Source organism: Bradyrhizobium oropedii (assembly GCF_020889685.1).
GTDB lineage: Bacteria > Pseudomonadota > Alphaproteobacteria > Rhizobiales > Xanthobacteraceae > Bradyrhizobium > Bradyrhizobium oropedii.
Map to the genome: position 1 here is coordinate 1 of NZ_JACMYO010000093.1, position 20,926 is coordinate 20,926.

Here is a 20,926-nt window from a genome sequence, read left to right on the forward strand (position 1 = left end):
TTTAACGATCGGGGCTTCACCTGCGCGCGATCAGATTGGAACGCTGCGCGGCATCAGATTGGAATAGCTGCGCGCGATCATCGGAATCCGCAACCAGCTATTGTTTGTTACGATGATGCCGCCTTGCATGGCTCCAGCCTACTTTTCTCGTCGATAACAGTGCACACGTCGGACGCGCGCGGCCAAGCAGAGAGAAAGCTGTCGCGCATCTAATTGCGTGCTCCGGACGATCGTGATCAAGTCCCAAACATTCCAGGTGAACTGGTCTTTGCCCGACAGCAGAGGTTGAGATGCCGACAGAGATACTGTCCATGCGCCGCATTCGCGACGTTCTACGCCTGCGGGCCGCCCACATGCCGCCCGATTGGCTCGGTCTACTCGTCGATCGCGAGGTCACCGCCCGCAACAATCGTTGCCTTGTACGGCGCTTGGCCAATGTCAACTCCGCTCTAGGCCGCCACCATCGAGAGTGTCGACTATCGCACCGCTCGTGGTCTCGATCGCTGCCTCTTTCATAGGTCTCACCACCTGCCAATGAAGCCGCGAGAACAACCATCTCCTCATCGTCAGTCCGACCGGCACCGGCCCGCTCGGCAAAAAGCGTCTGCCGCGATGGCTTCTCCGTCCTCTACAAGCGCGTTGCCCGGCTTGTTCGCCGATCTCACCCGGGCGCGCGGCGAAGGCCGTCTCCCCCGTCTAATCGCGGCGCTCGAGCGCGTCAGTCTGCTCATCCTTTACTACTGGGGACCCGAAGCACTCACTGCCGACTGGCGCCGCGATCTGCCCGAGATCGTCGATGATTTTTTGGGTTCAACTTCGTCATCGAAAGCGCCCGCTTGCTTCTGGCCCCGCACGCGGATTGGGTTTGGACAAAGTCGTGGCAGTTCGACAGGCCATGGAGAACGTATCCCTCCGTTGAGGACTTCGTCGTACGCGTACCATGGAACGTGTCGCCGGCGAGAAACTCCTAAGCCGCCTAGGCGCTTGAAGTCGATGCTGTGGGTGCGGCCTTGACAAGCCCTTTGGTCCTAAAGCCGGCATACCAGCCAAGCTTAAAGTTAGCCCCCGTTTCCCCTGGAGGGACCCACTCCGATCTTCAGAATCCGGGAGTTGGACGTGGTTAAGGCTGCTCTGCTGAAGCTCGCCTCCTTTGAAAGCATCAACTCGGTCGCGCTGCAACAACCGAGATTTCAACCAGCGTACCTGGGGAAAGGGTTGCCCCGATGCATGCTCGCTGGGGCCAGTGTTCAGGGTTATCACCCACCCATCCTTTCCACGCTACGTCAAACTCTTTCTTGTTATCTAGGTTCGAGAGAAAGATATTCGCAGATACCAAATAACGCTTATCCGTATTGAAGTGCCCTAGTACACGCTCGATCTTCGCAAACGCTGCGGCTATCTGGCCGTCCAGGTCAAGCGTCTTGTCGTCGGATGTAGCGACGGCCCAGATTAGATTGCCGTAGGCAGAGCCTGAACTCCGCCCAGGCGCCACGCCTGGTGCACGATCTATCGGAAATCCCGAGCTCACGTTTACCCTCCGGAAAGGTCGCCTAGCGTCGACGGTGCGGCGAGACATGCGAGCGATCCTGGCCACAGTCGTGCGGCGCGTCAAGGTTACCTAAGTTCGCCCCAAGCACTGTACTTTCAGTTTGGAATAGAATGCAATGAGGTTGTAAGAACGGCTTGTTTAATCGTCCGTCTCGCTCTCCGGTCTCTCTTCAACAGATTTGCTCTGGATGACGTTAGATGTGCGTGTCGCTTAGGACATCATTTTCCGGACGCTTAGCAAACGGCCCCAAGCAGATGCAATGACGACTTCGTAGGCCCTCTCTTTGCGCAGCAGACTTATTGTTCGATCGACATATTGGTTGCCAATCATCCTCATGTTGATCGGGGATTTCCTCCTAATCAAACTCGGGGAATGCGACCTGCGTTCCGCTGGGGATGGCGCGCAAGAGTTCCACCCTTTTGCTGTGATTGATCTGAGGCCGGCAAACTGAACGGATTTTGGCCAGAGTTTTCGCTGCCGAATCCTCTCGGCTGGGAGTCGCCAAGAAGGATGAAGGCCTCAGATTTTCGGATGGCCAGAAGGCGTTCATTCTCAAGCAAGGCAACGACGGGATTGCGGTAGCGGAGATCTGCCGCAACGCCGGAATCAGCCAAGCGCCTGTTTCAAACTGAAAGAAAAAGTACGTCGGAGTGTTGCCGGCCGAGATGCGACGGTTGAAGCAGCAGAGATGCTGCAGGGCGTGATCCGCCGAAAGCTATGAAGCATGGCCGGAAGCGCAAGATGGTCGGTGAGGTCCTTAGCGCGTGACGCGCGTCGGCTGCGAGCCTTTTGCCAACGTGGCCGATAATATTGCGGCCCATGTGACTGGGGAACGATATAGGCCAACCGCCTTGCGCGCAGGGCCACAGAGGGGACCAATCGGACGGCGCGTCCCTGCGGACCGTCTACCCTTTTACGTTGAGGGATTTGGGCGAGTGATACAATTCCCGCAGCGCCCAACGCAAACTCAGCGTGCTTGTCCAACGGTGATGTATCTCGTCTGGAAATATTTTGACGTTAAGCTTCAATGAAGGGTAATTGCGTAGCTTCAGCGTCTCAGCCATCAAACTCATGGAACTCACGACATGAAACGGTGTGATTGTGCCGCCCTGCAAAATTTCGCCCTCTCCCGCGCTTAAAAACAGATTTGCGGCCAAGTCGGAGTGAGCCCGCGCATATTGCTGTTCTGCCCTGAATTGCATGCCATCGCCATAGGCGAGTGGGGGACTGTTGCAGATATAACTCTTGAAGGCACCCGCGTTTTCAAACAGAGCGAAGACGCAAAACATACCTCCCTGAGAGCTACCATAGAGGACGTGATCGTCCGACATAAGGTAGCGCTTACCCAAATCATTTCTCAGCGCACCAGTAACAAATGAAACAAAATCAGAGCCGCCGCCCGTCTCGTTAGATGCCAATCCGGAAAGCTCGATTTGCTTCTGTAACTCCGGATTGTTCTTTGCTATATCCACCTTCGGAAGGAAATCGTATGTTCGACGTTTCAGCATTTCGGCGCTAGCAGCGGGCGGGGCACCTATGGCGACGATGATCATTTCCTGATCGATTCCGGAAAGAGTCAGTGTATCGATAGCCCACTTGAATCGAAAGCTTCCGTCGGTAACCCAGAGCACGGGATATGTCTTGCCGCTATCGAAATAGCTCGGAGGCAATGCTACCTGAATTTGGTGATCCCATGGCAAACCTGCTCCGCGGATGAGGCGGGCCGGCTGGATGAAGTAGCCATGATATTCTTCATTATGGGTAATTTCGGAGCGCGGGGGCGTCTGAGCTGACGCATAGGTTACCGTCATAACCATGCAACCAATGATGAACCTATATAATTTTATCATTCGCGTTCCGATCGTGTCCGAGGACGTGGTGTAGGGGTCGTGAGTTCTAGTTTGATTGGGCTCGTGCTCAACTGACGAACCAAATGCTCTGCCTCGCAAGGCCCGAGGACGATCAACCCGCCCCTCACCGTTCTTGCCCTGTTGCCACCGTGGCGGGCGCGCCATTGCTGACTTGATGTTGGGGCTGAGGCGGCGTCAAAGGATTACCTCGCTCATCGAGCTTGTTGCCGCGGCTGTCGATGCGGTCACCATCGTCATCGATCGGGTTACCGTACGTGTCCACGCCCACGCCATCCGGCCAATGAGGACGATCGAGCGTGAGGAAGAAATCCCTGCTGGGAAGGTCCTTCATCGCTCGTTCAAGCGTAGGAAAGGCGGCGGTCTGCGAGACGCCCGGTGGGGGATTTTGGGGAATGCGGGTTTTGGCGCCTTTGATGAACGCTGCCTTATTTGCCTCGGTGCCCTTCATTCGCCACTGCTCACCTGCCACTATCGGAATTTCCATAGGCTTGTCGGGGTCCACGACAAAAGCCGAAGACATCTTGATACGGAACGCGGTGGAGATGCCGTCATATTGGCCGGTCATTTCGTTGTACATGCCATCCGCATTGCGGCGGAGTGCGAAGTAAAGCGCCACGTGATCCTCATAACGAGTGACGTCCAGGCCGCCGCCATCGTTAACGAAGGCGGCTTCAGCATAAAGATCGCGCCAGTTCTTGTAGCCGCCTATTAGACCAGTGCCGCTTAGGCCATCGTGAGCAATGTCGAGACGCATCTTGCCTTTTGTAAGGTCCATGTCGCCGGTCATGTGGTAGACATAGGCGATGCGCGGCATGTGAAGATGCTCAACATGCTCTGTCTCGACCGCGCCATTTGTGATTTTCGCTTTCAGCTTGGTGTACTGGGTGGATTTCAGAATACGGTAGGAATAGTCGGCAGCAATTCCACCGCGGGAATCTCGTACAATCTTGTCCGGCGAGTAACCGATCTCAACCGTCGCATCACTATCATTCATCGGATCCTGGTTGCCGGAGACACGCAGAACCATCGTGTAGAGACCGAACAGCATACTATCGCGAACCGCCAGGGCGTACGGTGCATTGCCATTGCCACGCCATGGCGCGTCGCATCCCCAGGCGCGGTATAAAGCGTTGTCGACCCCTTTTTCTCCACCGGGGCTGACGAAGTCATTGGGTCCGACGTTGCCATCAAGATTGAGACCGTCGGCGATGCGACTGGTCACTTGCGGCTGGCCGGGATCATCGGCAGCCCAGGGATTGGTGTAGGTTTCGATGCCACGCTTGTATCCGCGATAGGCTAGGGCGCGTCGCCAGATATATCGGCGCACTTGCCCCGGGTCGCGGACCTGGTCCAGCCCAGGGGGGGCAGCGATCCAGTCGATGTCTTGCTGCGAACGCCACTTCTGGCGCGCCAGCGCGATCCTGGTCTGGTCAGGATTGGCGAAATGAGTAGTACTCCCACGGGGGCAATCTACCCCCGGCTCGATCTCCCCGCCGCGAGTAAAATCAGGCCGCCCCCCATAGCGGAAGGCATATTCATAGGCACTCACCACAAAGCCGCGAGTCCAGGTATCTGCCGCGGCGGGTAAAGCTGCGCTGCAGGTCAAGGCTGTGGCAGCCGCAAAAGCTAATAGCGCTCTACTCATCTTCATGACGCTCTCCCTTCAACGGCAGGATCTAGGACACGACGACAGTTCCAGCCATTCCCATCGCTTCGTGAAACTTGCAGACATACTTGTAGGTGCCCCTTACCGTGAAGGTGTGGCTGAAGGTGGCGCCCTCCTCCATATTGCCGGAATCGAATGGCGCCGCGCCCGCCGGCAATACGACATGCGAAGCCGTCGTCGCTTGTGCAGGATCGAAGGTGACGGAGTGGGTAATGACCGCGGGATTGGTCCACTTCACGGTGTCGCCCACGCTGATATTGATGGTCGCGGGCGCGAACGCGCCCTTGGGGCTGTTCTTCATCGAAACTTCGACGATCTTGCCCTCGGCCAATGCGGGAGCAACCACAACAACCCCGAGGCTGGCGAGCAATTCAGTAAAGGCGCGACGATGAATCTTCATTGGACGTTCCTTGCGGTTATTCCGGCGGCGAGACCTGATTAATCAGGAGGTCGGATACCGCTCCGGCTTCAAAAGCCAGCGGATTGACGTCATCCATCTGGCCCTTATGGAGCACGATGTCTGCACTGACCTCGAAATCCGTGATGATTTTCGGGCCATCCGTGATGAAGGCTGCGCCTGCGAAAGGACTCCAGCTTTTCCAGACCGGGGAGCTGCTGGTCTTGTAGCGCCAGACAGGGCGGAAATACTCCATGCGGAAACTGTAACGCAGCCCGGCGGGATCGCGTTGGGGCACGGGCGCTGTGTCAGCTTTGGTGCGGGATTCAACAAATGTGAACCAGCTCGCCTTCTGCTCCATGGTCAGTTCCGCGGCGCGATAGGTGAGATATTTCTCGATATCGCTTTGGGTTGTGAATTTATGGCCAGCGACCACCAAGTGAAACTGGTCGGAGCCCATTTTCGTCGCCGTGAAAACACCGGGCTTGGCGGGCGGCACCAAGGGGAGATTGTCGGAGGAAGCCTGGGCGGGCTTGGCCGGCGCGGGCGTTAAAGCCGGGGTGGCCGTCGGATCAGCCGCCAAACTGATTCCGGCCAAGGCGCAAAGCGCGACGAGGGCCACCCCGGTAGCAATACTGCGTTTCATTCTTTCCTGCCTTGTTCTTTTCTCGGATCCTAGAAATAGAAGCCGATCGACACTGCGTACACGATGGCGGTCGCGAGGACAGCACCGATTACAAATCGCCAGAGGGGGCGTGCGCCCCCGATTTCCGTTTCGGCAGTTTCGCCAATATCGCCTGCGTCAACTGGACGCTTGCCGTGGATCATGGGGCCAATGAGATTCTGGCGCTTGTAGATGAAGTGAAAGATCACGGCCGTCAGGTGCAGCGCGATCACCCATAGGAGGATATTGAACCAATGGTAGTGGAGATGCGCGAGGTCGCGGCCCTGCTTGAAGGTGACATAGCTCGACAGGGGCCCCGAATAGAGCCCATCCACATCGACCGCAAACAAGCCAAGAATGACAACCGCCAGGACCAGCCCCATCATGAAGACAATACTGATCGCTCCCAGCGCATTGTGGCCATGGCTGCGGGGAGTGTCGCGCCGGTGCAGCGTGCTGGCATAGTCGAGAATGGCTTTGGGGCCCCGCACGAAATTGACAAAGCGCGCGGTTGAAGAGCCGACCACCCCCCAATAGAGACGCATCAGCACGATCCACAAGACCGCACAACCGCTATAGAGATGATATTCGAGTTCATTGTGAAGGCCGGTCCACCAGCAAACGCCGATTCCAATCACCAGCAGCCAATGCATGGCGCGCACCGGCAGGTCCCAGACTCTCAGGTCCGTTGTGTCGGCCAATGCCGATTCCATGCGGCTCACCTCAGAGGAACTCATGAACCGCTCTAGTTGTCATTTTCTTTTGTGTAGTCGGGCGAACGATAGCTGTCATGGCAGGCCTTGCAGGCCTTGCCCATCGCTTCCACCTCCGCCTTCAGCGCATTCGCGTCCTTGCTGAGCGCAACCTGGTTCAGCTTCGCAGCCTCGACCTGCGCTAGTTTGCCCAATGTTACGAAATCATCATCGTTCTGCCAGATTGCCGGCAACGCATAGGTCTTGACTCCGGACTCAGGGCCGCTGCCTCTGGGAAACCAGTTCAAGAGGTATCCGCTACGATCCTTGATCGTCTGAGCGTTAGGCATGACCGTATTGTCCCAATCTATCCTTCTCTTCTTGAGCTCATCATTGATCGCCTTCAGCGCGCCGCCCATGTCACGCAACTTGTCCTGGCGGGACTTGATTTGAGCGACCGCAGCCGGATCCGCGGCAGCCCTCCAGAAGGCAAGACCAAACGCTACACACACCGCTATGGCAACGCAGCGGAAGCCCGACGCAGACATACGAACAACAACTCCAGGCTGAGATGGCGACTTACTTGTCATGAAGCGGATGCTCTTACGCCAACAAATCCGTGTACGGTTGTTTGATTTCCATGGAGCCCTGGCCCCAAATGTCGAGCGACATGCCCATCGCCTTTTGGATTGTCAGGCCGACGCGCGACACCGGACTGTTGTCACTGGCGATATGATACCCCGTCTTCATACGGCCGCTGGCGCCACCGGCCACGAAGATCGGAAGGCCATCCACGGCGTGGATTTTGGCAAAGCTTTGGTCCGTAAAAGCAAAGACCAGACTGTGGTCGAGAACCGTACCGTCGCCTTCGGGCACCGCCTCCAGCTCTTTCAAGAGCATTGCGAATAATTCCATCGCGTCCACATTGTATTGCGCCACCCGCGGCTGATAACCGAGGACCGGATCGATTGGTTCTTGATGGGTGGACTCGTGATAGCCCAAGGGATCGCCCGGTATGAAGATCGCTGATGTCGGCTCCGAAATACTGAGATTGAACACCCGAGTTTGGTCAGTGGCGAGAGCCAGCGCCCCCAGCCGCGCCATCAACGGAGTTGCCTTGCGTAGATTAGGGAGTGCATTGTTGCACACCATCTCGGCGGGCGCCGGGGGAATGGTGACGTTGGCCTGGATTTCGGGACGCTGCAGTTCCGCGGCCAGCCGCAGTTCGGCTTCGCGCACCGAGGTGAAATATTGGTCCATGCGGGCGCGATCGACGGGGCCCAGATTCTGCATAACGCGCTTGCGGTTGTCGGCCACAGCCGAGAGCACGCTTTGCTGGATCAGGACCCGGGGATCTGGTTGCCAGTCCCCCTTGGTGGGGTCCTGGAAGCCCGGCCCGAACAGCCGGGTGTAAAGCGCCAAGGGCGAGGCCTCTGCCGGAATGGCATTGGCCCCGCCAAGGCTGGAATAGCTTTGCTTCGGGTCGCCAGCGGCGGAAGCCGAGATCGACTTGAACCGCGCACCGCGCGAGATGACATCGGCGATCTGCAGGTCGATGGTCTTGGAATCGAACTCCTTCACCTTGGTAGGCGAAATGCCCGTGGCAGCGGCCGCTGCGCCCGACCAATGCTGGTAGTTGGGATTGTCGTCCAGCGGTACGCGCAGACCGCTGAACACGTTCAGCTTGGCACGATAGGCCTCCAGCGGTTTCAACTGGGATGTTATCTCCCAGTCCTTCCCGCCCGTCTTGGGGATCCACAACTGACTGGTCAGCCCGCAGCCGTAGAAGAAGGTGTTGAACCGGACCGGAAGCGGCTTTCCCGTCGCAGCCAGCGCCTTGCCCTTGTTATCCAGGAAACAATCAAGGAACGGCAGGCCCATGATGGCCAAGGCACCCTGGTATGTGCCCCGGAGCAGAAATCTGCGATCGATCTTCATGACTGGCTCCTATCTACTTGGCCGCGGAGGTGGTTGTTTCGGGGGAAGGCGCAGGCACGCTGAAGTAGTCCTTGTCTTCGACCATGCTCTTCAGCAAAGAACGGATGCGAAAGCCGGAATCCGCGAAGGCCTGATGGGCAGTCTTGAAGGCCGAGGCGGGGACATCTTCGCTGTTCACGCCACGGGAAAACGCATAGATCTTGCGTGCAAGACAGGCTGTGTATTTGGGATCGTCGTGCAGGACTTGGCCAAGCCCCGCGGCGCCGACAAAATGCTTGCCCTTTATCGTGGCCGTAAGATCGATCAGCTGGCCATTCTCCATGGTGCGGCGCTGACCGATCGTGTCAAAGCCCTCAAGGGAAAGCCCAATGGGATCGCTGTGGTTATGGCAGGATGAGCAAGTGCTATTGTTGGCATGCGCCATCAAGCGCTCGCGCACGGTCTTCAATGGGCCGCTGGTATCATTGACGGCCGAGAAATCCACATTGGCCGGCGGCGCGGGTGTGGGCTCGCACAGGAAGATCTCCATCACTGCCACACCGCGCTTGGTGGGTGAACTGCGACCGGGATGGGAGAACATCGCCAGCATGCTGGCCTGGGTCAGAACGCCGCTGCGCCCGGAATCAGGCCTGAACTCATACGGCATCCATTCACCCTCGAACTGAAACGGCAGCTGATAGTCGGCTGCTAGATTGCGATTGATAAACGTCTTGCGAGTGGTCATCAGGTCGCGCATGTCGCCGTTACCATGCAATGCCAGGTCAATGACGGTGCGCAGCGTCTCTTCCTTCGCTGACGCGGCGATGCCTGAGCTCCATTTGGGATAAAGGATGCCGTCCTTGGAGACCGTGTCGAAATTGTCGAGCTCCAGCGAGTCATTGAAAAAGGCGCGCATCCCAATTTCTAGGCGCGGTGAAGACATCAAGCGGTCGACCTGCTTCTCGAGCCCGGCGGCGGTGTTCAGATCGCCCTTCTCGGCCGCCTGCAGCAGTTCGGCGTCGGGCGTTGAATCCCACATCAGGTAGCTGAGGCGCATGGCCCTGCTGTAAGAGTCCAGCGCCCATTGCTTGTTGCCGGCCGGCACGGCAGTTTCCATGCGAAATACGAAATCTGGCGCCTGGAGCAAGCTGGCCAGACCATAGCGCAGGCCGGCATAGAAGTCGTTCTGCGCCTCGGCGAGTCCCTGGCTCAGACTGACGGCGCTTTTGATCTCGTTCTCGGTCAATAGCCGGCGGTACAGCATCCGTCCATAATGGCTCAGCACCTGCGCGGTGCAGGCATCATCGGGCTCTTTGGCAGACTTGGGCACACAGGGAAGCTTGGTGCGGTATTTCTCCTCCGTCACCTGGATCGCGATGCTGTCAGCCAATTTGGTGAAAGCTTCAAAGCCGACGGGCGTTACCGAAAGCACCGAGGTGCTGGCTGCTTGCAAGCCGCCAATGCGGATCGCGGGCTCGAAGGCACCGCGCACTTCAATCTCGGTTCCGAAGATATCGGCAATGGAGTTGCGGTACTCTACCTCCGTCAGCCGCCTCATGCTCACGATTTTCGAATCGGCGCCGGACCGGGCTTGAGTGATGTCGGCAGCCATCGCACCGGACGCCGACGCTGTTAGGGATAGTAGGGAGATGACAAGATTTCGGATGCGTCCCATTACAGGGCCTCTCGATAGACTGCGCGCCCGTTTTCGGCTTCGCTTGCGCTCACAAATAGCGCCCGCCCGCGCCTTCGCTCAATCACGGCACCTGTCATCACATACCTGCCTTAAACTCAACGAAGATACCGAGATGGAGCGTTCGATGGCTCATCTCGGGCGGCGGAGGCGGATAATGCGCGCTCCTGACCGTAGCGAGTGCGGCCTGATCAAGAACCGAAGATCCGCTCGATTGGGACAAGCTGATCCCCGATACGCGTCCGTCGAGATAATCGAACGTCACGCGGGCACGTCCATGCTGACCTGAGGCACGCGCCGATGCCGGATAGATCAGCGCACTTTCTACAGCACGTCGCATTTGGCCTTGAAAGCTCGACATCGCGCCAGCGCTCGGCGCCGCGCTTGCCGTCGCTTGTTGCTGTACGGGGCGCGCGGCCGGTTTCTTTTGGACCTGCGGCTGCGGTTTTGCTGGCTTCGGGCGGGCGACCGGCGCCTCCGTCTTCGGAGGCGGCGGAGCAGGCTCCGGTGGAGCAAGCTCTGCCGGCGGTGGAGTAACCTGAGGATCTTCCGGTAGCGGGAGAGTCTCTTCGGGCACCGGCGGAGTTTCCGCGACCATGGGAGGCGGATCCGCCGGAGCTTCGTTCGGCGCAGGTGGAGCGGCCACTAGCGAGATCTGCATGGTCGGCGCCGACGACTCGATTTTGGCCGGGCGTTGTGTGAGCCAGCCGATGACGCCAAAAAAACATAGGCCCTCCAGCAATAGCGCGGCGGCAAACGAAGCGGGCAGTACGGAGCGCTCTTGCGGTGGGCTGAAATGCTCGGCTGTCGCGATGCTCACAGTGATCGTACTCCTTACTTGGCTTCCTTCGCGGCGAGGCCCACCTGGACTATGCCGGCCTTGCGGCACGCATCCATCACAGCGAGAAGATTCTGGAGCGTGGTGGTGCCGGCTCCGGCAATGGTAACGGCAGCGTGCTCGCGGTCCGGCTCGCTGGCGAGTTTTGTCGTCAGATCGTCAATGGTTAGTTTTTGACCATCCGTCTCGATAGCGCCGTCGGCAAACAGGGTAACGACGATCTTCGGGTGGGGCAGATCCTGGGCGGTGCTGCTTTGTGGAAGCTGAGAAGCGATGCCGGTCGCCGGGATCATTCGCAGCGTGATCATGATGAAGAACACCAGCAGAAAGAGCATGATGTCGATCATCGGGATGATTTCTATGCGGCCCTTCCGCACCTCGAGATATCGCATTGGTCAGGTCCCCGTATGCGCAACAGGGTGGATTGCAGCACCGTAATGACGCCTTTCCCCCGAAGCCGCCCGAGGAGCATCGAGACGGTTGACCATGGAAATCTTCAAAGTCTCAAGTTGATGAACGATGAGCCGCGTCCAGTTGTTGAGGCTGTTGAAGCAAACGAGACCAACGATAGCGATGAGCAGGCCGCATGCGGTCGCGATCAGAGCCTCGCCGACGCCACCGGTGATCTGTGTCGCCGCGTTGCCGGCGTCGCCGAGAACTGCGAACGCCTTGACCATGCCGGCGATGGTGCCGAGAAGGCCGAGCAAAGGCGCCAGCGTCACGATGGTGTCAAGCAGCCACAAGCGGCTATCCAGCTTGGGGACCTGCCATAGGATCGCCTCCTCCAAGAGCTCCGACATTCGATGCGCGTCCTTCATCTCGGAATGGTGGAGCGGCACTTCCAGCAAGGCACGGTGTGGCAGCCGGGGCGATTTCTCGACAAGTTCTGCAAGCACCTTCCGGTCCAGGTGCGTGAATTGCGCGACCGTACTGGTGACGCGTTTTCCGCGACGAATGGTCCGGCCAAGAAACCAGAAGCGATCGATAATCACGGTGAGCGCGATCAACAGCAGGACGGCCATAACATAGAGAATGCCGTCGGACTGGGCCGCGAGTTCGGTGAGATGATCGAGGGTCATGTCTATTTCCTACGGTGATGATCTTCTGTCAAAACTGCACGGTCAGGCCGGTGTAGATGCTCCGGCCGATCTGCGTGTAGAACAGCGGCGTCGACGTCGTGCCGGAGTATCCAGCGAAGTCTACGAGCGAATGACTATCGAGGATGTATCGGCTCCAACCTTTGCGGTCACTGCGGCCAAATTAGGCAAGGGGATTTTGACCTTGCAGGTGATGGCCACGGCCATATCGAGCTGATTGAATGGTTGGAGCGACTGCCTTTCCCCGACATCGCCAAAGCGCCTGCCGCCCCATGTGTCGACCGATGCGCGTCCTTCAGCTCGGAATGGTGCAGCGGCACTTCCGGCAAGGCGCGGTGCGGCAGCCGCGGCGATTTCTCGACGAGGTCTGCAAGCGTCTCCCGGTCGAGGTTCGCGAATTGCGCGACAGTACTGGTGAAGCGTTTTCCGCGACGGATGGTCCCGCCAAGGAACCAGAAGCGATCGATAATCACGGTGAGCGCGATTAAGAGCAGGACGGCCATAACATAGAGAATGCCGTCGGATTGCGCCGCGAGCTCGGTGAGACGATCCGGGGTCATATTCATGTTTGTTCCTTCGGGGATGATTGCAGTCAGAACTGCACAGACAGGCTGCTATAAATGTTCCGGCCGATCTGCGTGTAGAACAGCGGCGTCACTGACCCGCCGGAATAGCCGCCGAAATCTACAATCGTACGACTGTCGAGGATGTTGCTGATCCCAAATCTTGCCGTCATTGCCGCCAGATTGGGCAGAGGGTTCTTGACCTTGTAGGTGATGGCCATGTCGAGCTGATTGAACGGTGACAGCGGTTGCTTTTCCCCGACGTCACCGAACCGGGAACCTACCCATTTGTCCGTTAGCGAGGCGTACCAGTTGCCCTGTTCGTAGATCAGTCCGGCCGCAGCTGTTGCGTTCGGCGCCTCGGCGATCCATTGCCCAGTCTGCTTGTTCTTCGCGCTGTTGAGGCTGCCGTTGGCGAAAACGCTGAATCCGTTGCCTACGTGGACTGTTCCTTCGACTTCCACGCCCTGGTAGATGGCACCGCCAGCGTTGAAGTAGCTCGCAATACCGCCGACTGTCCGCGATGCGATCATATTATTGAAGTCGATGTAGTAGACATCGCCGGCAAGTGTGAAGGTCTTGCTCTGGTAGGACGTGCCGACCTGATAATTCCAAGTGGTTTGAGGTTGAACACTGGATCCGGGGGTCACTTGAGGTGGGGTCAAAAAGCCTTCCGCGGCCTGCGCGTAAACCGACCAGTTCGGCGACAGCTTGTAGTTTGCGGCAAGCGAGGGCAGAGCCTTGCCCCATGTCTGGGAGTAATCCAAGGGCCCGTGCGTGAAGGGATCGACGAGCGATGATTGGCTGCGAGTGACATAGGCGTATTTCACGCCGGGCGTAATCGTCAAGTCAGGCAGTGCTTTCCAGTCTGCCTCGACATAGGGTTGAAAAGTATCCAGCGCGAGGTGCTGATCGTAGACGGTGGAGATGTATTTCTGCGCCAAGGTCATGTCGACGTTAAAGTTAGCCCGATGCGCCGGCTGGTGGTCGGCCCATGCCCCCACCTTCACGGCTCCGTCGGGCAAGTCTTTCGTGACCGCGATCACATCGCCATAGGAGCGATAGTCTACCGGATTTGACGTGCCAGGCACGTCGCTGGCGCCGAACACCGTGCCGAGCCTGGAATTGCCACTGACATCCGCCCCCAAAATCGTGGGTGGCGTCCTGTAACCGTAAGTGTAGAGCTTATTGTCGAGATGCCAGCCCTCGCCATAATCGGACTTCAGACCGAGGTACTCGAAATCGGTCTGGAGCTGATAACGGTTGTAGCCCGCGTATCCTTGGCTGTTCGGTGAGGAGGATAGTCCATAGTTCGGGCCGTAGGCCTTGATCTGGGCGAGCGAAGCACCTTGAAAGTAATTGCGTATCTCATGATTGTTGATCGATACGAAGGTGAGCGTCGTATTGTCGTTGAGGGGCTGCTGAATCTTCAGCGCCACGTTTTCCCGCTCTCTGGCCGTGTTTGTGAAATACCCGTCGCTTTTTGTAAACTGCGTGTCGAGGAAGAACGAGGCCCCGTTGGTGCCCTTGATCTGACCGGAATCAAATTGAAGGCCATAGAGTTGAGTGTTGAAGCTGCCGTAGCTCGTCGTCGCCGTTGTGGCCATGGTCGACATTGGCGCCTTGGTCTGCAGTGCAACGGTGCCGCCGAACGTCGCATCGCCTACGGTCGACGCCGTGCCCGGACCACGGTCGACGGCGACCCCTCCAAGATCATTCGTCATAATGAAAATGCCGCTGCGCTGGTTGAGGTTGTATTGCCGAAGCGGAATTCCATCGAGGGTGAGGTTGGATTGGCCGTTCTGGAAACCGCGGATCGAAATCTTGGCGTCGCCCCCGCCGAATGCGCCCGGCACGGTCATCACGCTCGGCGCAACGTTAATGACGCGGTCGTAGTTGGCGGTCGGCGGAATGTTGTTCTCGATATAGTGCTTATCGATGACGGAGGTCGGTTGCGTCACCGTCAACGGCGTTGTCGTCGGCGCTTGATACACGGCCGAATTGACGTCGCCGCTGTCTGACGTTTGGACGGTCCCGAGGTCTGTCGTCTGCGCATGCGCCCCCGCAACCGGCGGAACGCTCGCAGCCAACCAAAGCGCGGCGTCGATAAAGCGGCGCTTGAGCCGCCGCCGGTCTGCGGTACTTGACACTCGCATTGTAGCCCCTCTGTTTTCCATTGAACCGCGTGCTCATCGGTCCAGTGTCTCGTTGGCCGTCCTATTGGCCCTGTAATTACACAGCCAGATGACGCTCATCGAATAATTGAATGTGAAAGTTACGCAAATGCGATGCTCTGTTCCGCTTTCGGTGACCGCGGCTCGCACTTTGGTGGAGACCGCTCGTGAATTGGCCGTAACGCCGTTGGCAAGGGCCTTGATCACCGGCGTTCGACGAGCCGTTGTCTCGCCGCCTGAAGATTCATCTCGAGTCAACGCTCACAGAGCGGCGGCGATTGACCGACCTTTGGTCCGTCGACGCCGCTCTCATTGCGCAGTGAGGCGATCTCGTTGAAAGAGAAGGCAAATGCACCGATTCTTTCGTTCGACAATGCGACATTACGATTTGGTTTGCTCGTTCGAGAGTGAGTAGGAAGTCGCCGAACGCTATCTTCCGCAGTTCGCAGGTTTCCTATCTTGCCCCTCGTTGCAGAACGGCTCAAAGTCTTCCGTCCCTCTGCAACCAGGGCCATGACAGCTCGTGCGGCTGAGCTTCGCGATCGGGCCGCAGACGTGATCAAGCTCAGTCAGGGCGAACCGGATTTCGTACGCCGCTCGCTGTCTGCGAAGCTGGTATCAGGGCAATCCGCGATGGGCGTACCAAGTACACGGCAGTCGCCGGGATCAAGCCGCTGCGCTCCGCGTCAGTAGTTGCCGGCGAAAGCGAGAACAGTTTATCGCTCAAGCGATGTCATCGCGACATCTGCCATCCATTGCGCCCCGATGGGGATAACCTGGTCATTGAAGTCATAGCTAGCGTTGTGGAGCACGTGACCATTCTTCGCGGGACCCGAACCAATCCAAATATATGCCCCGGGCACATGCCTAAGATATTCTCCAAAGTCTTCAGCAGCCATGCTCGGAACAAGATCATGTCGAACGGCCAGCCCCATTCCGTGGGCGGCTTGGGCTGCAATTTCGACCTCATGCAACGAGTTCACCACTGCACTGCCGGGACGGAAGTCCACGTCGATTTCGACATCGAAGGCCACACCGAAACCTTTAGCCATCAGTCTCATGCGTTTCTCCACTAGGGAGAGGACGTCGTGAGACAAGGTTCTTACAGTACCGGCGAGTGTTCCAGACGACGGAATTTGGTTGCGCGCGGTCCCGGACTGAACAATGCAAACAGAAACTACCGCAGAATCAAGCGGGTCAACATTACGGGACACAATGGATTGCAGGGCACCGACGAGATAACCCAGCACCAAATTGGGGTCGCTTGTCATGTGCGGCATGGCGGCATGGCCGGATCTCCCGTTAATTGTAATATCCAAGGCCGAGCTGGCCGCCATCACCGCGCCCCGGTGAATTCCGACGGTACCGACGTCCAAACCTGGCCAGTTGTGCAGTCCAAAAATTCGATGCGCTGTAAACTTCTCGAAGAGGCCGTGGTCGATCAGAGTTCTCGCTCCACCGAAGCCCTCTTCCGCAGGCTGAAAGACGAGATGAACTGTGCCTGTCCAGTTCGGGCACTTCAGCAGCAAAACGGCGGCACCGAGAAGCATAACGATGTGGCCATCGTGCCCACAGGCATGCATCACACCTGGCTGTCGGGATTTGTGGGAGAATACGTTCTGTTCAACAATGGGAAGAGCGTCCGTGTCTGCGCGAAGTGCAACGCTCGAACTCGAGCCCTCGCGCACTATTGTACCAACAACTCCCGTCTCACCGAGTCTCTCAATACGGCTCACACCAAGTTCAGACAGCTTCTGGACAATGAACGCCGCCGTTTGATACTCTCTGGTCGACAGCTCCGGGTTCATGTGCAGCTGATGGCGCCACTGAGTCAGCTTAGCTATTAGAGTTGGATCCATTTTTTGATGTTCTCGACTGCCTAGGCTATCGTCTTTAGGCGATTGCGACGCAACCGTCGCGACGCAGATCTGCAGCTCCAGACATGACGCCTGTTGCTCGATCACGCACTATCCCCTGCATACCTCCTACAAGCTTCGTCCAGCCACTCGCGGGTTTGATATCGTGTCCGTGCTTTGCCAGAATTTCCAAAGCGGCCTCCCCGACGCGGCTCTCGATTTCGATGCTGCGGCCGGGCCATAGCCGCGCGCGCGGCGCATCGATAGCGTCTTGCAAAGACATGCCGCGGTCGAGATAATTGACAAGCACCTGCGCTTGAGTTTGGGGGATGCCGAAGCTGCCCGGAGTGCCGAAAGCCAATACACGATCCGGGGAAACGACAATCGAAGGACAGAATGGCAATCCAAGAACCCGGCTACGTGCGCCTGCACTGCCCTCCTCGATATTTCCGTAGTGCAGCAGATCATTCAAAGCGACGCCATGCTCTCTGGTGATGATCCCCGAACCGAAATACTGACCGAGACTTTGAGTTATTGCCACCATGTTGCCGCTGCGGTCGGCTACCGAGAACGAAGTAGTGTTCTCCCTGCTGCGATCGACAGTCAATGTGACCGTCGTGTATTCGGTCGGCCCCTCAATGGCGTCTCTGCTCAAAGCGATTGTTTGCAATCGGGAGAGATTGACGTCGTCAATCAGCTGGGCGAATGCTCCCGTATTCTCAATCTCGCATTCAATGCGCGTTCTGGCCGCTGAGCGAATCGCACGAAAGAGAATGTCGAGTCGATCACCTTCGCTTCTCTGTGATTCCGGGAGATTGAATTTACCAAGCAATCCCATCGTTAGGAGGTACTGAAAGCCGTGGGATGGAGGTGGAGGCGCGTAAATAGTGCTGCCCCGATAGTTGACGCTGATGGGCTCCTGCCAGCGCGGCTTGGAGGAAGCGATGTCGTCTTCCGTCAGGCAGCCACCATGGGCGCGCACGGCTTCTACAATCTCGTGTCCGAGAGGTCCATCATAGAGGTAACGAATTCCCGATTTAGCGACGGCTTCGTAGGTGGCGGCAAGCTTTGGTTGGCGGAGCACGCTCCCGGATTGATTTTCTGTGTCGGACTTGCCGTAGACCTCCGTCCAATTCATTAGCAATTCAGGGAACGACGAGAGTTGCTGCCGGGACGCTCGCAAAGCCTCCACGTTGAGTTCGATTAGCGGAAAGCCGTCGCGTGCAAGATTGATCGCCGGGACCAGCGTATCGGCGAGCGTCATATTTCCATATCGATGTCCAAGTTCAGCCCAACCTGCGAGACAACCTGGCAAGCCTGTCCCATAGCCGCCCCGTCGGAGCGACATGCGCTCGTCGGTACTCGCAAAATCGAAACCACGGGGGAACGCCGGAACAAAGTCCAGCACGCGGATCCGATCCTCTGCCGCTACGTAGCAGATTGCTATACCCATTCCGGCGAGACCGGAGTTATAGGGCTCCACAACGTTGAGAGCAGCGGCGGTCGCCGCTGCGGCGTCGAACGCGTTACCGCCGGCTGCAAGAATTCGTGAACCGGCGTTGGCAGCGAGAGGGTGCGCAGCGGCAACGATGCCGGTCAACGACGATACGGTCGGCGTCTTGCCGTTCATTGCTTCGGCTCACGTCGTAGGTTGTCTGCGATAATCTTAACGGCATACGCGAGGTCGCGCTTGCTCCGGGGAGCGACGAGAGACAATCGCACTTTATTTGGCATCATAATCCCGCCGGCGTTACACAAATCGCTTGGACGCACGACAACATTGTGCGGTCGGACCGCCGCCACGAGCTCACGCACACTCCATCGGTCAGGCAGACTCAGCCAGAGGTGCAACGCATTTATTTTTGTCTGGAAGTCAAAGCCATCGAGAGCCTCCGTCGCGATCGCCTGTCTTGCGGCAACCTCTTCGCGGATGCTGGCAGCGATTTCATCCGCCGCTCCCGTTTTGATGAGATGAGTGACGACAACCGACGATATGCCCGGCACAAACCACGACGAAATGCTCTGAATGGGCTCCCGCAGATCGATCAATGCGCGAGCGTCAGGAGCAACAAGGAACGCCGTCCGCAAACCCATGCCGATACATTTTGAAACGCTCATCAGATACCAAGTAATATCCGGAGCGATCGACATGATAGTAGGGAAAGCGCCGGGAGCGAGTTTTGCGTGAACGTCGTCTTCAATAATTATTACGCCATGTCTGCGTGCGATCTCGGCAATAGCCCGACGTCGGTCTTCAGGCAAATTCGACGTTGTTGGGTTGTGAATCGTAGGATTGCAGTAAAGGACCTTTGGGTGATGCCTCTCGCAGACTTGCGCAAACGCGTCCGGCAGAATGCCATATTCGTCAATTTCCACCCCAACCACGCGAATGCCGAACAACTTGCAGACCTGGGTGTTGCCGGCATAGGACAACATCTCCGTTGCTACGCAGCCACCTGTACCGACGAGCCGCGGCATCAGAATTTCTAGGCAATTCTGCGTACCTCCGGTGATGAACAGCCTATCGATGCCGGGATCAAATCCGAGCCGATGTGACAGCCAGGACGCGCCGACGGCTCGCTCACCGTCGGTGCCAAAAAAGTGATGGCGTTGGATGAGATGATCGAGGTCGCCCGATTGGGCAACATGTGCCAGGGCCTCTTGAATGCGGCGAGTCAAGCCGAGAATTTCGGGTGGCATGGTGCGCGTCATATCGATGGGCTCATTGGCCGCAACAGGCCTCACAACCTTATTCACTTGGTGTCTCCTGCTATTTCACCGAAAGCACTGATTGCTTTTGCGCCGCGGCTCCCTTCGAGAATCAAATCGATCTCGCTATGCAGTTGACGCGCCTCGATGATAAGACGCGTTATACGATCAGCTGTCGCTTCGGCACCCGATCTTCCGACAAAAAAGAAATGACCTCCGGGCACTTCCCGATAAAGCCGCTGCGGAAGCTCACGCACCAGCGCTCGCAACTTTTCCCACTGCTCTGTGCCTAATTCTGCTGCGATGGTGCGAATCATCTGTGCGTTGATGAAACTCCAGGCGGCCTGATCGCCGAGCGCATGACCTTCATCAGATCTATCAGTCGGTACGATCATCGCTGTCAGCGGGAACTGCGAAAACTGCGTCGCAGCCATATCGACCTCAGCCGCTTCTCGGTCCCAGATCACTCCGAGTTCGTTATAGCGTTGTGGTGAACCTCGCAGCATGATCGGAGTGTTGCAAAGATAATCCCGCAGATAGACCTCCTCGTCCAGGCTCCGGTGCCCATCACGTTGCCTTTGATCCGCCAAGCTCGAGAGAAAGCCCTGCGTCAACCGATCTTGGATGCCGTCTGGCGCCGAAGCCACCGTTCGTGCCCACAAACCGTCAGGTGTTAGCGCCTCACCGCCAGGCGTGGTCGGGATCAAGCCCGAAAGCGGGGGCGTTGCGGCCAGCGAAATAAAGCAAATTGCGTTGATGCCGTGTTTCTTAAGCGTACCGTTTACCGCCGCTGCTGAGCGGCCTGCCATGCTCCACATGACGACGACAACACAACGATTTGGAGTGTTTTGCAGGACTTCAGCAACAACTGTCGCAATCCATCGCGCCCAAGCGTCAATGGTAAGAGTGGGCATTGGTGCATCGATGGCGGGGTGGTCACTGGGATAAGATAGTGCAGCCAGTCCAATCCCTCGTGTTTCGAGCCAATGATCCAGAAAATCCATTCGCGAAGACGTCGGATCACCATATGCAATACGCGCCAGATGTGCGGCACCCGGCAGGAAGACGACGAGAGGTTGGTCGTCCTGACCCCGGCGTAGATATCTAAGGCCTAGAACGCCAGCACTGAGCAAGCGCTGCTCACCTAAGAACAGAGTTGCGCCGGCCTTTTCAGTTCTCACAGCTACACCTCAGGCACTGCTCGACTACAGCTCGCTCGGATACAACTAAGTTGATCGGA

Annotated in this window: 19 protein-coding genes and 1 pseudogene; 2 read left to right on the top strand and 18 right to left on the bottom strand. The window is 57.7% G+C overall.

Going from position 1 to position 20,926, the window contains the following annotated elements; genetic code table 11:
- The coding region (locus H8A95_RS24395; RefSeq protein WP_229185369.1) for a hypothetical protein at nucleotides 1–213 on the top strand (213 nt) is incomplete at its 5' end.
- Between the two features lie 946 nt (nucleotides 214–1,159).
- On the opposite strand, the gene H8A95_RS24400 is transcribed toward H8A95_RS24395, so the two are convergent.
- Nucleotides 1,160–1,576, bottom strand: a complete 417-nt coding sequence (locus H8A95_RS24400) for a Rid family hydrolase (RefSeq protein ID WP_229185370.1) — start codon at nucleotides 1,574–1,576, stop codon at nucleotides 1,160–1,162.
- A 464-nt stretch (nucleotides 1,577–2,040) separates the two neighbouring features.
- On the opposite strand from H8A95_RS24400, the pseudogene H8A95_RS44690 reads away from it, so the two are divergent.
- Nucleotides 2,041–2,178: pseudogene (locus tag H8A95_RS44690) on the top strand (transposase); the annotation flags it as partial.
- Between the two features lie 276 nt (nucleotides 2,179–2,454).
- Here H8A95_RS44690 and H8A95_RS24410 read toward each other — a convergent pair.
- The 17 genes from H8A95_RS24410 to H8A95_RS24495 form a co-directional block, all read right to left on the bottom strand.
- Nucleotides 2,455–3,360: an alpha/beta hydrolase gene (locus H8A95_RS24410; protein WP_229185371.1), complete on the bottom strand. Its 906-nt coding sequence runs from the start codon at nucleotides 3,358–3,360 to the stop codon at nucleotides 2,455–2,457.
- A 163-nt stretch (nucleotides 3,361–3,523) separates the two neighbouring features.
- On the bottom strand, nucleotides 3,524–5,071 hold the full coding sequence (locus H8A95_RS24415) for a hypothetical protein (RefSeq protein ID WP_229185372.1): 1,548 nt from the start codon (nucleotides 5,069–5,071) through the stop codon (nucleotides 3,524–3,526).
- Nucleotides 5,072–5,096: 25 nt separating this feature from the next.
- A complete protein-coding gene (locus tag H8A95_RS24420) occupies nucleotides 5,097–5,486 on the bottom strand; it encodes a cupredoxin domain-containing protein (RefSeq protein ID WP_229185373.1) in 390 nt (129 codons plus the stop codon).
- Nucleotides 5,487–5,502: 16 nt separating this feature from the next.
- Nucleotides 5,503–6,129 (bottom strand): CC0125/CC1285 family lipoprotein, encoded by a 627-nt coding sequence (locus H8A95_RS24425; RefSeq protein ID WP_229185374.1) that lies wholly within the window; start codon nucleotides 6,127–6,129, stop codon nucleotides 5,503–5,505.
- 29 nt (nucleotides 6,130–6,158) lie between these two features.
- Entirely contained in the window at nucleotides 6,159–6,860 is a 702-nt protein-coding gene (locus tag H8A95_RS24430; RefSeq protein ID WP_229185375.1) for a cytochrome b/b6 domain-containing protein, read from the bottom strand.
- 32 nt (nucleotides 6,861–6,892) lie between these two features.
- Nucleotides 6,893–7,387: a c-type cytochrome gene (locus tag H8A95_RS24435; RefSeq protein WP_229185376.1), complete on the bottom strand. Its 495-nt coding sequence runs from the start codon at nucleotides 7,385–7,387 to the stop codon at nucleotides 6,893–6,895.
- Nucleotides 7,388–7,442: 55 nt separating this feature from the next.
- Nucleotides 7,443–8,777, bottom strand: coding sequence for a DUF1552 domain-containing protein (locus tag H8A95_RS24440; RefSeq protein ID WP_229185377.1), 1,335 nt, complete (start codon nucleotides 8,775–8,777; stop codon nucleotides 7,443–7,445).
- A gap of 13 nt (nucleotides 8,778–8,790) precedes the next feature.
- Entirely contained in the window at nucleotides 8,791–10,368 is a 1,578-nt protein-coding gene (locus H8A95_RS24445; protein ID WP_229185378.1) for a DUF1592 domain-containing protein, read from the bottom strand.
- 160 nt (nucleotides 10,369–10,528) lie between these two features.
- Nucleotides 10,529–11,269, bottom strand: a complete 741-nt coding sequence (locus H8A95_RS44215; RefSeq protein WP_338027940.1) for a TonB family protein — start codon at nucleotides 11,267–11,269, stop codon at nucleotides 10,529–10,531.
- A 14-nt stretch (nucleotides 11,270–11,283) separates the two neighbouring features.
- The gene (locus H8A95_RS24460; protein ID WP_229185380.1) at nucleotides 11,284–11,679 is read right to left on the bottom strand and encodes an ExbD/TolR family protein; all 396 of its coding nucleotides are present in this window, start codon (nucleotides 11,677–11,679) and stop codon (nucleotides 11,284–11,286) included.
- Between the two features lie 3 nt (nucleotides 11,680–11,682).
- The gene (locus H8A95_RS24465; protein WP_229185381.1) at nucleotides 11,683–12,366 is read right to left on the bottom strand and encodes a MotA/TolQ/ExbB proton channel family protein; all 684 of its coding nucleotides are present in this window, start codon (nucleotides 12,364–12,366) and stop codon (nucleotides 11,683–11,685) included.
- A 167-nt stretch (nucleotides 12,367–12,533) separates the two neighbouring features.
- On the bottom strand, nucleotides 12,534–12,950 hold the full coding sequence (locus H8A95_RS24470) for a hypothetical protein (protein ID WP_229185382.1): 417 nt from the start codon (nucleotides 12,948–12,950) through the stop codon (nucleotides 12,534–12,536).
- Nucleotides 12,951–12,976: 26 nt separating this feature from the next.
- Nucleotides 12,977–15,097, bottom strand: coding sequence for a TonB-dependent receptor (locus H8A95_RS24475; protein ID WP_229185383.1), 2,121 nt, complete (start codon nucleotides 15,095–15,097; stop codon nucleotides 12,977–12,979).
- A gap of 740 nt (nucleotides 15,098–15,837) precedes the next feature.
- Nucleotides 15,838–17,085 carry an amidohydrolase gene (locus H8A95_RS24480; RefSeq protein ID WP_229185384.1) on the bottom strand — a complete coding sequence of 416 codons (1,248 nt, stop codon included), beginning with the start codon at nucleotides 17,083–17,085 and terminating at the stop codon, nucleotides 15,838–15,840.
- Nucleotides 17,015–18,607, bottom strand: a complete 1,593-nt coding sequence (locus H8A95_RS24485) for a gamma-glutamyltransferase family protein (protein ID WP_229185385.1) — start codon at nucleotides 18,605–18,607, stop codon at nucleotides 17,015–17,017. Before H8A95_RS24485 ends, H8A95_RS24480 begins: the two co-directional genes overlap by 71 nt.
- Entirely contained in the window at nucleotides 18,604–19,734 is a 1,131-nt protein-coding gene (locus H8A95_RS24490; protein WP_229185386.1) for an aminotransferase-like domain-containing protein, read from the bottom strand. The genes H8A95_RS24485 and H8A95_RS24490 overlap by 4 nt, the downstream gene beginning before the upstream one ends.
- Nucleotides 19,731–20,867 (bottom strand): hypothetical protein, encoded by a 1,137-nt coding sequence (locus H8A95_RS24495; RefSeq protein WP_229185388.1) that lies wholly within the window; start codon nucleotides 20,865–20,867, stop codon nucleotides 19,731–19,733. The genes H8A95_RS24490 and H8A95_RS24495 overlap by 4 nt, the downstream gene beginning before the upstream one ends.
- Nucleotides 20,868–20,926: the final 59 nt, after the last annotated feature.